Annotated in this window: 12 protein-coding genes; 8 read left to right on the top strand and 4 right to left on the bottom strand. The window is 63.1% G+C overall.

Going from position 1 to position 13,513, the window contains the following annotated elements; translation table 11 throughout:
- The first annotated feature begins 106 nt into the window (after positions 1-106).
- The 4 genes from EL191_RS01385 to EL191_RS01370 all read left to right on the top strand — a co-directional run bounded on the left by EL191_RS01385 (position 107) and on the right by EL191_RS01370 (position 4,198).
- Positions 107-1,090, top strand: a complete 984-nt coding sequence (locus EL191_RS01385; protein ID WP_013713422.1) for a tripartite tricarboxylate transporter substrate binding protein — start codon at positions 107-109, stop codon at positions 1,088-1,090.
- A 66-nt stretch (positions 1,091-1,156) separates the two neighbouring features.
- On the top strand, positions 1,157-1,609 hold the full coding sequence (locus EL191_RS01380; RefSeq protein WP_013713421.1) for a tripartite tricarboxylate transporter TctB family protein: 453 nt from the start codon (positions 1,157-1,159) through the stop codon (positions 1,607-1,609).
- 10 nt (positions 1,610-1,619) lie between these two features.
- Positions 1,620-3,155 (top strand): tripartite tricarboxylate transporter permease, encoded by a 1,536-nt coding sequence (locus EL191_RS01375; RefSeq protein WP_013713420.1) that lies wholly within the window; start codon positions 1,620-1,622, stop codon positions 3,153-3,155.
- A complete protein-coding gene (locus EL191_RS01370; RefSeq protein ID WP_041975971.1) occupies positions 3,152-4,198 on the top strand; it encodes an Ldh family oxidoreductase in 1,047 nt (348 codons plus the stop codon). Before EL191_RS01375 ends, EL191_RS01370 begins: the two co-directional genes overlap by 4 nt.
- A gap of 119 nt (positions 4,199-4,317) precedes the next feature.
- Here EL191_RS01370 and EL191_RS01365 read toward each other — a convergent pair whose 3' ends face one another.
- On the bottom strand, positions 4,318-5,289 hold the full coding sequence (locus tag EL191_RS01365; RefSeq protein WP_026041927.1) for a LysR substrate-binding domain-containing protein: 972 nt from the start codon (positions 5,287-5,289) through the stop codon (positions 4,318-4,320).
- A 186-nt stretch (positions 5,290-5,475) separates the two neighbouring features.
- Here EL191_RS01365 and EL191_RS01360 point away from each other — a divergent pair, with 186 nt between their 5' ends.
- From EL191_RS01360 to EL191_RS01345, 4 genes are all read left to right on the top strand, one after another.
- Positions 5,476-6,501: a TRAP transporter substrate-binding protein gene (locus EL191_RS01360; RefSeq protein WP_041975968.1), complete on the top strand. Its 1,026-nt coding sequence runs from the start codon at positions 5,476-5,478 to the stop codon at positions 6,499-6,501.
- A gap of 269 nt (positions 6,502-6,770) precedes the next feature.
- Positions 6,771-7,124: a TRAP transporter small permease subunit gene (locus EL191_RS24490; protein WP_232005504.1), complete on the top strand. Its 354-nt coding sequence runs from the start codon at positions 6,771-6,773 to the stop codon at positions 7,122-7,124.
- Positions 7,125-7,139: 15 nt separating this feature from the next.
- The gene (locus EL191_RS01350; RefSeq protein WP_013713415.1) at positions 7,140-8,441 is read left to right on the top strand and encodes a TRAP transporter large permease; all 1,302 of its coding nucleotides are present in this window, start codon (positions 7,140-7,142) and stop codon (positions 8,439-8,441) included.
- A gap of 66 nt (positions 8,442-8,507) precedes the next feature.
- Complete coding sequence (locus EL191_RS01345; RefSeq protein WP_041975966.1) at positions 8,508-10,244, top strand: IlvD/Edd family dehydratase; 1,737 nt, start codon at positions 8,508-8,510, stop codon at positions 10,242-10,244.
- A 177-nt stretch (positions 10,245-10,421) separates the two neighbouring features.
- Here EL191_RS01345 and EL191_RS01340 read toward each other — a convergent pair whose 3' ends face one another.
- The 3 genes from EL191_RS01340 to EL191_RS01330 all read right to left on the bottom strand — a co-directional run bounded on the left by EL191_RS01340 (position 10,422) and on the right by EL191_RS01330 (position 13,452).
- A complete protein-coding gene (locus tag EL191_RS01340) occupies positions 10,422-11,627 on the bottom strand; it encodes an alpha-hydroxy acid oxidase (protein ID WP_017361171.1) in 1,206 nt (401 codons plus the stop codon).
- Positions 11,628-11,689: 62 nt separating this feature from the next.
- On the bottom strand, positions 11,690-12,538 hold the full coding sequence (locus EL191_RS01335; protein WP_017361170.1) for a fumarylacetoacetate hydrolase family protein: 849 nt from the start codon (positions 12,536-12,538) through the stop codon (positions 11,690-11,692).
- Positions 12,535-13,452 carry an NAD(P)-dependent oxidoreductase gene (locus tag EL191_RS01330; RefSeq protein WP_017361169.1) on the bottom strand — a complete coding sequence of 306 codons (918 nt, stop codon included), beginning with the start codon at positions 13,450-13,452 and terminating at the stop codon, positions 12,535-12,537. The genes EL191_RS01335 and EL191_RS01330 overlap by 4 nt, the downstream gene beginning before the upstream one ends.
- Between the last annotated feature and the right edge of the window lie 61 nt (positions 13,453-13,513).

The raw sequence follows: 13,513 nt of genomic DNA, 5'->3' as shown, positions 1-13,513 counted from the left end.
AGTTTCGGCCTGGCTTTGATTCCACGCCGTGCCATCTGCCTGGCCGACTCGTTCAAGCGGAACCTAGCTGCACCTCACTCAAAATAACTTCAATAGGTGACCTTTCATGATCAAGCTAAGCACTCTGCTTCGCCCGCTCAGCCTCGCCCTCGGCTTTTCCCTTCTGGGCGCCCCAGTGGCAGCCATGGCCGAATACCCGAACAAACCCATCCAGCTGATCGTGCCGTGGGCCGCCGGTGGCGGCAGCGACTCTGCCGCACGCGGTATCGCCACGGCGCTGGAGAAGGAGTTGGGCGTCACCATCAACGTGGTCAACCGTCCCGGCGGTGGCAGCGTGGTGGGCCACACGGTAATGGCCAGCGCCAAACCCGACGGCTACACCCTGGGCTTCGTGACCGGTGAGCTGAACATGATGCACTGGCAGGGGCTGACCAAGATCACCCACGAGGACTTCACGCCCCTGGCCATGACCAACTACGACTACCCGGGCGTACAGGTCAGCGCCGATGCGCCGTACAGCAACGTCGAAGAGCTCCTGAAGGACATCGCCGACAAGCCGAAGGGTACCTTCAAGGCTTCCGGTACCGGCCTGGGCGGCATCTGGCATGTGGCCTTCGCCGGCCTGCTGATGGATCGCGGCATCGAGCCCAACAAGGTCACCTGGATTCCCAGCCAGGGCGCGGCTCCGGCCATGGTCGAACTGGCCGCTGGCAGCATCGAACTCGTCCCGTCCTCGGTACCCGAAGCCCGCTCGATGATCGAAGCCGGCAAGGCCAAGGGCCTGGCGATTCTCTCCCCCGAGCGCAACCCGGCCTTCCCGGATATCCCGACGATCAAGGAGAGCATCGGCAGCGACTACTCGCTGGGTGAGTGGCGCGGTGTCGCCGGCCCCAAAGGCATGGACCCGGCCGTGGTGGCCAAGCTCGAGGACGCCCTGGAGAAGGCCTACAACAGCGAGTTCTACCAGGACTTCATGAAGCGCCAGGGTTTCGGTGTCGAATGGCACAAGGGCGAGGACTTCAAGAAATTCCTGGTCGACAACAATGCGTACATGGGCGGCATCATCGAAAAGATCGGCATGAAGAAGTGACTTCATCCGATGCGACGCCCCGCCGGGGCGTCGCATGCTTTTGTTCCAGCGGTTCGAGAACGCACCATGAAAGACCTTCTGTTCGGCATCATTTTCATCGCCCTTGGCATCACCGTATGGCTGCTCGCGCGTGAGTTCCCCGCCGTACCGGGCATGCAGTACGGGGCCGACCTGTTTCCTTCCCTGATTGCCATCGGCATGACCGTAGGCGGTCTGCTGCTGAGCATCAGCGCCCTGCGCCAGCTGCGCGCCAGTGGGCCGGACCAAAGCACACCCCGCCTGCCCCTGCCCAGCTTCGCGGTGATTCTGCCGGGCATCCTGGTGGTGGCCTACATCTACCTCAGCGACGTGCTGGGCGCGGCCACGATGATGCTGCTGATCATGCTGGTGCTGCTTGTGCAACGCGGTGTTCGCGTACTGCCCGCCATCGTCATCGCTGCGCTGGCCACGGCGGTGATCAGCCTGTCCTTCGGCCACCTGCTCAAGGTCCCTTTGCCCGTCGGCCCTCTGGGTTTCTGAGGAAACACGCATGAACGAACTACTCGACGGCATCTTGCTCGTTTTCAATTTCCAGACGCTGTTTGTGATCATCATTGCAGCGCTGTTCGGCGTTTTCGTCGGCGCCATTCCAGGCCTTTCGGCCACCATGGCCGTTGCGTTGCTGGTGCCCATCACCTTCGCCATGGAGCCCACTGCCGCCATCGCCGCGATCATCACCACTGCGGCCATGGCGATCTTCGCCGGGGACATCCCCGGCACCTACCTGAACATCCCCGGCACACCGGCATCAGCGGCCTACGTCGCCGACTCGGCCGCGCTCGGGCGCATGGGTCGTGCCCGCGAAGCATTGGGGGTAAACGTCACCTGCTCGGTGATCGGCGGTCTGACCGGCACCCTGGTGCTGGTGATGATTGCGCCTTCGCTGGCCGAGTTCGCGCTGAACTTCAGCTCCTTCGAATACTTCTGGCTGGCCGTGCTTGGCCTCGGCAGCGCGGTGTTCATCTCCACCGGTTCGGCGATCAAGGGATTCCTGTCACTGCTGGTCGGATTGCTGCTGGCCACCGTCGGCCTGGACCTGGTCACCGGCGCGCCGCGCTTCACCTTCGACGTGCCGGACCTGATGGCCGGGATCAACTTCATTCCGGTGATGATCGGCTTCTTCGCCATGTATGAGGTCATGAAGCTCTACGCTCAACCGCGGGACAAGGCCAATGACAACGGCTCGGCCCAGGACATCGCCCCCCAGAGCGGCAGCGTCTTCGGCCTGGTGCCGATGCACCTCAAGCGCTACTGGAAGAACGTGATCCGCGGCAGCAGCCTGGGCGCCTTCATCGGCGCACTGCCGGGTGCCGGAGCGGACATCGCCGCCTGGATCTGCTACGCCGTCAGCAAGAAACGCTCGAAGACGCCCGAAGCCTATGGCAAAGGTCATATCGAGGGTCTGGTCGACGCCGGCTCGGCGAACAACGCTGCGGTAGCGGGTGCCTGGGTACCGGCTCTGGTGTTCGGCATTCCCGGCGACTCGATCACCGCCATCGTGATCGGCGTGCTGTACATGAAGGGCATGAACCCCGGCCCGACCATCTTCATGGACAACAGCGCCATGGCCTACGGTCTGTTCACCGCCTTCTTCGTCGCCAACCTGATCCTGATCCCCATCGGCTACCTGGCGATTCGCAGCGCCCACGTCTTTGCCGTCACGCCAACCCGCGTGCTGATGCCGATCATCCTGTGCTTCTGCATCGTCGGCGCCTTTGCCATCAACAACAGCATCACCGACGTGTGGATCATGTTGATCTGCGGCGTGGTCGCCTACCTGATCGCCAGCGCCGACTTCCCCATCGCCCCGGCGATCCTGGGCCTGGTGCTGGGCAATATCCTGGAAAGCAATTTCATGACCTCGATGATCAAGGCCAACGGCAATCTGCTGGCCTTCGTCGAGCGCCCGATCAGCATCGGCCTGGCCTCGCTCGTACTGCTGGTGGCCCTGTTCCCGTTGCTCGCCAAGTACTGGCGCATGCGCTACCCACGCGCCCTGACCAAGCCCAAGGAAGCACTCGAATGAGCCGTATCGCCCCTGCAGAACTCGAACAATTCATCGAACAGCTGTTTCTCGACGCTGAGGTCAGCGCGGACGTGGCAAGTGTCGTCAGCCGCGTACTGGTCGAGGGCGATCTGCTCGGCCATCACACCCATGGCGTGAAGCTCGCACAGGGCTATCTCAAGGACCTGCGCGCCAGCCACGCCAAAGGCAATGCCGAGAGTCTGCGAATCATCCGCCAGACACCGGCGGCGCGACTCTATGATGCCGACTACCTGCTTGGCCCCTACTGCGTGGAGCAGGCGCTGGACTTCACCACCCAGGCGGCCCGCACCTTCGGCATCGGCGTGGCGACCATCCGTCGCTCGCACCATATCGCCTGCCTGGCGGCCTACCTGCAGCGCTACACCGAGCAGAACCTGATTCCGCTGGTACTCACTTCCGACCCGGCCGTGGCCTCGGTGGCACCGCATGGCAGCCTCGACCCGGTGTACACGCCCAATCCGCTGGGCATCGGCATTCCCACCGGCGAGAAGCCGATTCTCATCGACGTCAGCATGTCGACCATCACCAATGGCCTGGTGAACAAGACCCATCAGGCTGGCGGGCAGCTCGAGCATGCCGCGCTGATCGGTCCGGATGGCCAGCCGACCCGCGATACGGCGGCGTACTTCGGCACGCCGCCGGGCGCGATCCTGCCGCTGGGCAGCCTGGAGTTCGGCCACAAGGGCTTCGCCCTCGGCACCATGGTCGAGGCCCTGACCGCCGGCCTGGGCGGCTTCGGCCGCAAGGATGGCGTCAAGCAATGGGGGGCTGCAGTGACCGTGCTGACCTTCGACCCGGCATTCTTCGGCGGCGTCGATGAGTTCAAGGCAGAGATGGATCACTTCGTCGGCGCCTGCCTGGACAGCCGGCCGCGCGAACCCAAGCGCCCGGTGCGCATGCCCGGTCATGCCGGCATCGACCGCCGCGCCAAGGCCTTCGAACAGGGGCTGGAGCTCCCGGAGGATGTGCTGGCGGCGCTGCGTGGGGCAGCCAGCGAAGCCGGTTGCGAATCCCCCTTCTGATAGCGCGCAGCGTGCTCGGATAGGCTCAGCGACACGTGGCAGCAACCGGGACGCAGAGGGCTCAGCTCTCGTCCCGGAAATCCCCGCGGCACGCCCACTATGGACAGTGGACGAGCAATTCAGACTGCCGACCGCTCCACCGTCGGCAACAGCTGCGCGCTCTCGCGCAACAGCGCCAGCACGCTCCTGGCAGCAGGAGACAGCAGCTCCTCGTTCTTGGTGATGATGCCGTAGGCCATCAGGTTGCGATTGAGGTCCTCCTCTATTCCAGCATCCAGTTCGGCGATCGCCAGCATGCCGTAGCGTGCGTAGTGCGCCACCACTTCGCGCGGCAGCACGGTCAGCATGTCGTTCTGCTCCAGCAGCGTGGTCACCATCAACAGGTTTTCGGCATTCACCACCTTGCTCGGCGGGTACATGCCGACGTGCTGGAAGAGAGCATCGAACTCATGCCGCAGCACACTACCGGACGGCGGCAGCACCCAATCGGCAGCGTGCAGGTCCTCGCGCGACAGTACATGGTTGATCAGTCCTGCCCGCGCACAGACGCACAGTGGTTCCTTGTACAAGGGCTCGAAGCACATGCCGGTCTGGGCACTGTCGGCAAAGAACCGCGCAACCAGGAAATCCAGCTCGCCATCGTTGAGGATCGCCATCAGATCGAGGCTCGACCCGGTACGAATACTCAACTCCAGATTCGGATGGCTCTGTTTGACTCGTCGCGTCAGCTCCGGAAGCAGCTCGGCACAGGGGGTGAGGATGGTGCCGATGCGCACATGCCCGCGTTGCCCACCGCGCATCGCACAGACTTCATCGAAGGCATCCTCGAGGCTGGTCTGGATTCTCCGTGCATGACGGATCATCGCCTCGCCATAGAGCGTCGGCACCACGCCACGGGCATGTCGCTCGAACAGCGCTACTTCCAGGCCATCCTCGAGCTCCTTGAGCAGCTTGGAGATGGCCGGCTGGGAGATACCCAGACCTTCGGCGGCACGATTTAGGTTGCCGGTATCACCCAGCGCCACCAACAGGGGAATGTGCCGGCTCTTCAGCCGGGCCCGGACAAACCAACTGCTATTGAGAGGTTTCATAAAGAATCAGGTATATCCATTTGGATATGTAGAAGGCGCAATTACATATTTGTTGATGATCCCTCGTCTGTCTACTCTCTACCCTCAGAATTACAGATGTCGCACTGCCCGTCTGTTTTCTGCCGAGGCTCTATCGCGGGCCTATGCGCTAGAAAATGCCCTTATAAAAATAACCGGAGAGGCACCATGAAACTCACTACAACCCCTTACCGCCTAGGCAAGGGCCTCGCTGCCCTGGCTTTGATCCTGAGTTCGACCAGCGCACTGGCGAAAGAGGAATGGAAGTTCCAGATCAACGTCAATGCCGGCGATGACGAATTCCGCATCGCCCAGGAATGGGCCAAGAGCGTCGGCGAAAAGACCAATGGCGAAATCCTCATCGAGGTGATGCCAACCGGCACCATCGTTGGCAACAACGAGACCCTGGACGCCGTCGGCGCCGGCATCATCCAGGGCCACATGACCGACCCCGGCTACTTCTCCGGCAAGAATCCGGCCTTCGCCGTCTACGGCAACATGGTCGGTGCCTGGAGCGATACCTCGACTTTCCTCGATTACATGCGCAACGGCGGTGAGGACGGTTACAACCGCCTGGTCGAGCCCTACAACGTGCACTTGATCCGCGCCGGTGCCGTTGGCGTCGAGTCGCTGATCACCAAGCGGCGCATCGAAAAACTCGACGACTTCAAGGGCCTCAAGGTCCGGGCCCCGGAAGGCATGGTCTCGAACGCCTTCAAGCTGATCGGCGCAGCACCGGTGAACCTGCCGACCTCCGAGGTCTACACGGCACTGGAAAAGGGCGTGATCGATGCCGCCGACTACACCGTGTTCGCCACCAACTATCAGCAGGGCTACCACAAGTACGCTCCTTTCGCGATTTACCCCGGCTTCCATTCGATGCCGATGAAGGACATCTCCATCAACAAGGCCACCTGGGATGGGCTCAGCGACGAGCAGAAGCGCATTCTCGAAGAGTCGGTGGATGCCTTCACCGCCCAGTTGATCGGAGACCTGCAGACCAAGGACGAAGAGCAGGTGGCAATCGCCAAGCAGAAAGGCGACGTGACCCTGACCACGCTCCCAGCCGAAGAGCTGAAGAAATTCCGCCAGATTGCCCGCGCCGAGTGGAGCGCCTGGCGTGACCGCAGCCCTGAGGCCAAGGAAGCCGTCGACTCGATCCAGGCCTACCTGCAGAGCAAAGGCCTGCTCTGACGCCACTCTCCAAACCACACTCAGAGCACACAGCCCCGGTTACGGTCGGGGCTGACGAGGAGCTTTACAGTGAAACTGCCGCAATCACCGAGCGACGGTCCTCTTCCCGTCACAGAACCCGTACCTGGCCAGAACCGCTTCGACCAGATCATCCAGCGTATCGGTCAGGCAGTCGCCTGGCTGGTGTTCGTCGCCATGCTGGTCAGTGTTTATGAAGTGATCATGCGCTATGGATTCAATGCCCCACGGAATGGGCTCACGAGACCACCATGTTCCTGGTCGCGACCATCTTCGCCCTGGGCGGGCCTTATGCGCTGGCGACCAACAGGCATATCCAGATTCGCATCCTGCTCGACCGCCTTTCGCCGCAAAAGCGCTCCTGGCTGGATCTGCTGAACCTGGTCCTGGGCATCCTCTTCTGCCTGGCCATCGGCTACGCCGCCTGGGTTCTGGCTTTCAACGCCACCCATGCACCGGACGGCAGCTGGCGCCTGGAAACCTCAGGCTCCTCCTGGAACCCGCCGCTACCCGCCTTCATCAAGATCATCATCCTGGTCTCGATTGCCCTCATGGCGCTGCAGCAGGTCGTACGCATCAGCCAGCACTGGCGCAAGAACCCATGACCCCGGAATCGCGCCATGAGCATTGAAATCGCAACTTATCTGATCATTTTTGCCATCTTCGGCCTGCTGATACTGGGCCTGCCCCTGGCCTATGTCACCGGCCTGGTAGCGGCGATCTTTACCCTGGGCTGGTTCGGCCCGATGGCCGTGCCCCTGGTCGCCAGTCGCATGTTCGGCTTCATCACCGAATACTCCCTGGTCGCCGTTCCCATGTTCGTTTTCATGGCCGGGCTGCTCGACCGCTCCGGCCTGGCCCGGGACCTGTTCAACTCGATGCGTTTCTTCGCGGGCCGCCTGCCGGGCGGGGTCGCGGTACAGACCTTGGTCGTGGCGTTCTTCCTGGCCGCCATCTCCGGAATCATCGGCGGTGAGATCGTCCTGCTAGGTCTGCTGGCACTGCCGCAGATGCTGCGCCTGGGTTACGACAAACGCATCGCCATCGGTGTGGTATGTGCAGGTGGCTCGCTCGGCACTATGGTGCCGCCATCGATCGTACTGATCATCTATGGCCTGATCGCCAGCGTCTCGATCGCCGACCTGTTCAAGGCTGCGGTAGTGCCGGCGTTTCTGCTGATGGGTTGCTACATGATTTACGTGGTGGTGATGTGTACGCGCTATCCGCAGATGGGCGGCGCCAATCTCGAACAGGATAGTCATACCCCACGCCTCACGGTCGCCGAGGCTTTCAGCGGCATGTTCTACCCGGTGGCCATTGCCGGTCTGGTACTCGGCAGCATCTACGGCGGTATCGCCTCGGTCACCGAGGCCGCAGCCATGGGTGCGCTGGGCGTACTGCTTGCGGTGATCGTGCGTGGAGAGTTCAGCGTCAAATTGCTTCAGGGCAGCCTGACCCAAACGCTGGAAACCTGCGGGATGATCGTCTGGATAGGCATCGGTGCAGCCTGCCTGGTCGGGGTCTACAACCTGATGGGCGGCAACCGCTTCGTCTCCTCGGCGATCACCGGCCTGGATGTAGCGCCCTTCGTCATCATCCTGGTGATGATGCTGATTTTCCTGGTGCTGGGCATGATCCTCGACTGGATCGGCATCGCCATGCTCTGCCTGCCGATCTTCGTGCCGATTGTCGTGCAACTCGGCTACGACCCGGTGTGGTTCGGCATCCTCTTCGCCGTGAGCATGCAGGTGTCGTACATCTCGCCCCCATTCGGCCCGGCAGCCTTCTACCTGAAAAGCGTGGCCCCACCGGACATCAGCCTCACCGACATCTTCAGGTCGATGGTGCCGTTCATCTTCATCCAGCTGTTCGTCCTCGGCCTGTTGCTTTACATGCCGGCGCTCTCGACCTGGCTGCTGTAAACCTCTTCCTTTTCGATCAACCCGAAAGGCCCTGAGCGGCCTTTCGCACCCTGGCAGGTTTTTCTCATGACAGACAAACGCCCCCTCCGCTCCGCCCAGTGGTTCGGCAGCGCCGACAAGAATGGCTTCATGTACCGCAGCTGGATGAAGAACCAGGGCATTCCGGACCATGAGTTTCAGGGCAAGCCGATCATCGGCATCTGCAATACCTGGTCCGAACTGACCCCCTGCAATGCACACTTTCGCAAGATCGCCGAGCACGTCAAACAGGGCGTACTCGAAGCCGGTGGCTACCCTCTGGAGTTCCCGGTGTTCTCCAACGGGGAGTCGAACCTGCGCCCGACCGCCATGCTCACCCGCAACCTGGCCAGCATGGATGTCGAGGAAGCGATCCGGGGCAACCCGATAGACGCCGTGGTCCTGCTGACCGGCTGCGACAAGACCACGCCGGCATTGTTGATGGGTGCAGCGAGCTGCGACGTCCCGGCCATCGTCGTAACCGGCGGCCCCATGCTCAATGGCAAGCATCAGGGCAAGGACATCGGTTCCGGCACGGTGGTCTGGCAGCTCAGCGAAGAGGTCAAGGCCGGCAAGATCTCGATCCATGATTTCATGGCCGCCGAGGCGGGCATGTCGCGCTCGGCGGGCACCTGCAACACCATGGGCACGGCCTCGACCATGGCCTGCATGGCTGAAGCCCTGGGCACCTCGCTGCCACACAACGCGGCCATTCCTGCGGTCGACTCACGACGCTATGTGCTGGCTCACCTGTCGGGCATGCGCATCGTCGAAATGGTCCATGAAGACCTGCGCCTGTCGAAGATTCTGACTCGCGAAGCATTCGAGAACGCGATTCGGCTCAATGCTGCAATCGGTGGTTCGACCAACGCGGTGATCCACCTCAAGGCCATCGCCGGGCGTATGGGCGTCGAGCTGGAGCTGGACGACTGGACCCGCGTGGGGCGTGGCACGCCGACCATCGTCGACCTGCAGCCTTCCGGCCGCTTCCTGATGGAGGAGTTCTACTACGCCGGCGGCCTGCCTGCCGTCATTCGCCGACTCGGCGAGAACGGCCTGCTGCCCAACCCGCAGGCGCTGACGGCCAATGGCAAGAACCTGTGGGAAAACTGCAAGGATGCGCCGATCTATGGCGACGATGAGGTGATCCGTCAGCTCGACAATCCATTGCGCGCCGATGGCGGTATCTGTGTGCTACGCGGCAACCTCGCGCCCAAGGGAGCGGTGCTGAAGCCCTCGGCAGCGAGCCCGGAACTGATGCAACACCGCGGCCGCGCGGTGGTCTTCGAGGACTTCGACGACTACAAAGCGCGGATCAATGACCCGCAACTGGACGTCGATGAAACCTGCGTTCTGGTCATGAAGAACTGCGGCCCCAAGGGTTATCCGGGCATGGCGGAAGTCGGCAACATGGGCCTACCACCCAAGGTTCTGGCCAAGGGCATCACCGACATGGTGCGTATCTCCGACGCCCGCATGAGCGGAACCGCCTATGGCACCGTGGTACTGCACGTAGCCCCGGAGGCTGCGGCTGGAGGCCCATTGGCGGTGGTACGCAACGGTGACTTCATCGAGCTCGATTGCGCCAACGGGCGCCTGCATCTGGACATCCCCGAAGCGGAACTGCAGGCGCGCCTGGCAGCCTGGCAGCAACCACAGGGCCTGCTCTGGGACGGTGGCTACCGCCGCCTCTACGTCGACCATGTGCTGCAGGCCGACGAAGGCTGCGATTTCGACTTTCTGGTTGGCTGCCGCGGCTCCGCCGTGCCGCGACATTCGCACTGAGTCGATCCGGCCTCGCGGCAAGCGAGGCACGTGCAAACCCGGCCCTGCGAAAGTAGGGTCGGGGAAAGCTCCGGTCTATGCAGACATGAAGAAGGGCGCCTCGGCGCCCTTCTTCATGTTGGCAATAAAAAACCGCCTCGTACCGCAATCGTGGGGGAGTACGAGACGGAGGGAAAACTAGGCGCGGATGCGCTCGGCCAGCGCACGCCAGTGCGGCGCGTGGATCAGGTCGGGGGTCAGTTCCTCCAGGCTGCTGCAGCCGAGCAGGCCCAGGGTGCGATCCAGCTCGGTGCGCAGGATGCCGATAGCATGCGCCGCGCCCGGTCCCTTGCCGGCGGCCAGGCCGTATAGGCCGGCGCGACCGATCAGCACGCCGCTGGCGCCCAGCAGCAGGGCCTTGGCGATGTCGCTGCCACGACGGAACCCACCATCGAGGAAAATCTCCATCCGTCCCTGGTTGATGCGCGCCACCTCAGGCAGCGTCTCCAGCGCCGACACCGCACCATCGAGCTGGCGCCCGCCGTGGTTGGACAGCACCACGCCGTCGACGCCGTACTGCAGCGCCAGGCGCGCGTCATCCGGGTGGATCATGCCCTTGACGATCAGCTTGCCGGGCCAGATGTCTCGCAACCAGGCGATATCGTCCCAGCTCAGGGTCGGGTCGAGTTCGGCGGCCAGTGCGCTGGCAGCGCCCTTCACCGAGTCCTTGCCGGGCGGCAGCAGGTCGCCGAGGTTGCGAAAGCGCGGTACGCCATCGGGCACCAGCACGTCCCAGATCCACTCGGGGTGACGCAACACATCGAGGCGGTTGCGCAGGTCCAGCTGCAGCGGTTTGGCGTAGTTGCGCTTGTCCCACTCGCGATTGCCGAAGATGGCGCTGTCGGTGGTCACCACGATGGCTTCCAGGTTCAGCCGTTTCACCCGCTCGACCAGTTTGGCCACATGGTCGCGGGTGCGGTACAGGTAGATCTGCATCCAGGCACGCACGCCGTCGACTGCGGCGATGTCCTCGATGGAAGTGGTCGAAGCATTGCTCAGTACGAAGGGAATGCCGGCATCCCCAGCGGCACGCGCCAGGTGCAGGTCGCCGTCGCGCGTCAGCAGACCGTTGAAGCCGGTGGGCCCGACCATGAACGGCAATTGCGAAGCGCGGCCGAAGAAGCTGCGCTCCAGGCTGCGCTGACCGACGTCACGCAAGGTGCGCGGTTGCAGGGTCACGCTCTCGAAGATCGAGCGATTGCGCCCCAGTGTGAATTCATCGTCCGCCCCGCCTTCGACGTACTCGAAGGAGAAGTTGGGCAGGCGGCGGCGGGCCATCTGGCGCAGCTCTTCGATGTTCTGCGCACGACGAAAATCGCGCCCCGGATAAAGGCGTCGTTTCATAGTCTGGTCTCTGTACTCGCGAATGACGGGCGGCCCCTGACCGCCCTGCTTTCAGGCAGTGCCTAGCGACTCCAGGCCACCACGTCCTGGCACTGCTCACCAAGCCCACTAATGCTCAAACGCATGCGGTCACCGGGCTTGAGAAATTGCGGCGGCTTCATGCCCGCGCCCACGCCCGGTGGCGTACCGGTGCAGATCACGTCGCCCGGGTTGAGCGTCATGAACTGGCTGATGTAGCTGACGATCTCGTCGATGGAGAAGATCATCGTGCGGGTGTTGCCGTTCTGCCGGGTCTCGCCATTCACGCTCAGGTGCATATCGAGATTGCGCAGGTCGGCGATTTCGTCAGGCGTCACCAGCCAGGGACCGATGGGCGCGAAGGTGTCGCAGCCCTTGCCCTTGTCCCAGGTGCCGCCCCTTTCGAGCTGATAGGCACGCTCGGACACATCATTGACGATGCAGTAGCCGGCGACATGCTCCAACGCCTGCTCACGCTCGACGTACTGCGCCTTGCGCCCGATGACGATGCCCAGCTCCACTTCCCAGTCGGTCTTTTCCGAGCCACGCGGAATGATCACGGCGTCGTTGGGGCCACAGATGGCGCTGGTCGCCTTCATGAACAGCACCGGCTCACTGGGCACCGGCAGGTTGGATTCCTTGGCGTGGTCGGCGTAGTTCAGCCCAACGCAGATCAGCTTGCCGATATTGGCGATGGGCGTACCGATGCGCACGCCGTCCTCGACCTTCGGCAGGCTAGCTGGATCGAGCGCGCGCAGTTCGCCGAGCGCCTTGGGGTCGAGCACCCGCGGGCTGATGTCGAGCACGTGCAACGACAGATCGCGCAGGCTGCCATCGGCCGCGACCAAAGCTGGTTTTTCCTGGCCCGGTGGGCCGTAACGCAGCAGTTTCATACCTTGTCCTCCTGACGGGCGCTGACCCGTACACCATTGATTTCGCCCAGCACGTCGAACAGGCGCGGCACGTACTTGTCGCCGTGGCCGAGCACCTTGGCCAGCATGAAGGTCTGGTACACCGCGTCGGAAACGATGCCGGTGGTCGGCGTCAGCTTGGTCAGCTCGGTGTAATAGCGCATGTCCTTCTCGCAGTTGGCCAGGGCGAACTGCTGCCCGGAGTCATCGCCGTGCAGGACGTAGGGGATGATCCGCTCGAAGGTGCGGCTGTAGCCGCCGCTCATGCTGCAGATCTCGGCGAATGCGGCCAGGTCGATGCCATTCTTCGCCGCCGTGCAGAACGCCTCGGCGAGGATGGTGGCGTTGCCCTGAGAGATGAAGTTGTGGATCACCTTGGCCTTGTGGCCCGAGCCCAGCGGGCCGAGGTGATGGATGGTCTCGGAGAAGCACTCGAGCACCGGACGCACTTTGTCGAGCACCTCGGCATCGCCTCCGGCGAGCACGTTGAGGCGCCCGGCCTGGGCGTCCTTGGGCGTGCGATTGACCGGTGTGTCGAGGTAATGCCCACCGCCAGCGGTCACCTGGGCAGCCAGCTCGGCGGTGCGATTCGGGTCGCCCGTGCTGCAGTCGACGACGATCTGTCCAGGGCGCAGGCCAGCGAGGATGCCGGTATCGCCAGCCAGAATGCGGCTGACTTCGGCACTGCCGGGCAGGCACAGCAGCACTACATCGACGGCGCGGGTCAGCTCGGCGGCATTGGCATATTCACGGGCGCCCTTGCTGACCAGGTCTTCGACTGGCTGGCGGTTGCGGTGCGCCATCACCCCCAGGGCGAAACCCCGTTTCTGGATGTTGGCGGCCATGGCGTGGCCCATCAATCCGAGGCCGATGAAACCGACATTGATAGCGGTCATGAGCGTTTCTACCTTGCGTGCAGGCGCAGCGGCCGCCGGACGACGGCCAACTGCAGGTGGG

Source organism: Pseudomonas mendocina (assembly GCF_900636545.1).
GTDB classification, from domain to species: domain Bacteria; phylum Pseudomonadota; class Gammaproteobacteria; order Pseudomonadales; family Pseudomonadaceae; genus Aquipseudomonas; species Aquipseudomonas mendocina.
The sequence above is the reverse complement of the archived record's forward strand: the minus strand, read 5'-3'. Positions and strand labels throughout refer to the sequence as shown.

What these genes read in the sequence shown, in the direction of transcription:
- EL191_RS01385 (WP_013713422.1), top strand. Translation starts at nt 107, where the DNA reads ATGATCAAGCTAAGCACTCTGCTTCGCCCGCTCAGCCTCGCCCTCGGC.
- EL191_RS01380 (WP_013713421.1), top strand. Translation starts at nt 1,157, where the DNA reads ATGAAAGACCTTCTGTTCGGCATCATTTTCATCGCCCTTGGCATCACC.
- EL191_RS01375 (WP_013713420.1), top strand. Translation starts at nt 1,620, where the DNA reads ATGAACGAACTACTCGACGGCATCTTGCTCGTTTTCAATTTCCAGACG.
- EL191_RS01370 (WP_041975971.1), top strand. Translation starts at nt 3,152, where the DNA reads ATGAGCCGTATCGCCCCTGCAGAACTCGAACAATTCATCGAACAGCTG.
- EL191_RS01365 (WP_026041927.1), bottom strand. Translation starts at nt 5,289, where the DNA reads ATGAAACCTCTCAATAGCAGTTGGTTTGTCCGGGCCCGGCTGAAGAGC.
- EL191_RS01360 (WP_041975968.1), top strand. Translation starts at nt 5,476, where the DNA reads ATGAAACTCACTACAACCCCTTACCGCCTAGGCAAGGGCCTCGCTGCC.
- EL191_RS24490 (WP_232005504.1), top strand. Translation starts at nt 6,771, where the DNA reads ATGTTCCTGGTCGCGACCATCTTCGCCCTGGGCGGGCCTTATGCGCTG.
- EL191_RS01350 (WP_013713415.1), top strand. Translation starts at nt 7,140, where the DNA reads ATGAGCATTGAAATCGCAACTTATCTGATCATTTTTGCCATCTTCGGC.
- EL191_RS01345 (WP_041975966.1), top strand. Translation starts at nt 8,508, where the DNA reads ATGACAGACAAACGCCCCCTCCGCTCCGCCCAGTGGTTCGGCAGCGCC.
- EL191_RS01340 (WP_017361171.1), bottom strand. Translation starts at nt 11,627, where the DNA reads ATGAAACGACGCCTTTATCCGGGGCGCGATTTTCGTCGTGCGCAGAAC.
- EL191_RS01335 (WP_017361170.1), bottom strand. Translation starts at nt 12,538, where the DNA reads ATGAAACTGCTGCGTTACGGCCCACCGGGCCAGGAAAAACCAGCTTTG.
- EL191_RS01330 (WP_017361169.1), bottom strand. Translation starts at nt 13,452, where the DNA reads ATGACCGCTATCAATGTCGGTTTCATCGGCCTCGGATTGATGGGCCAC.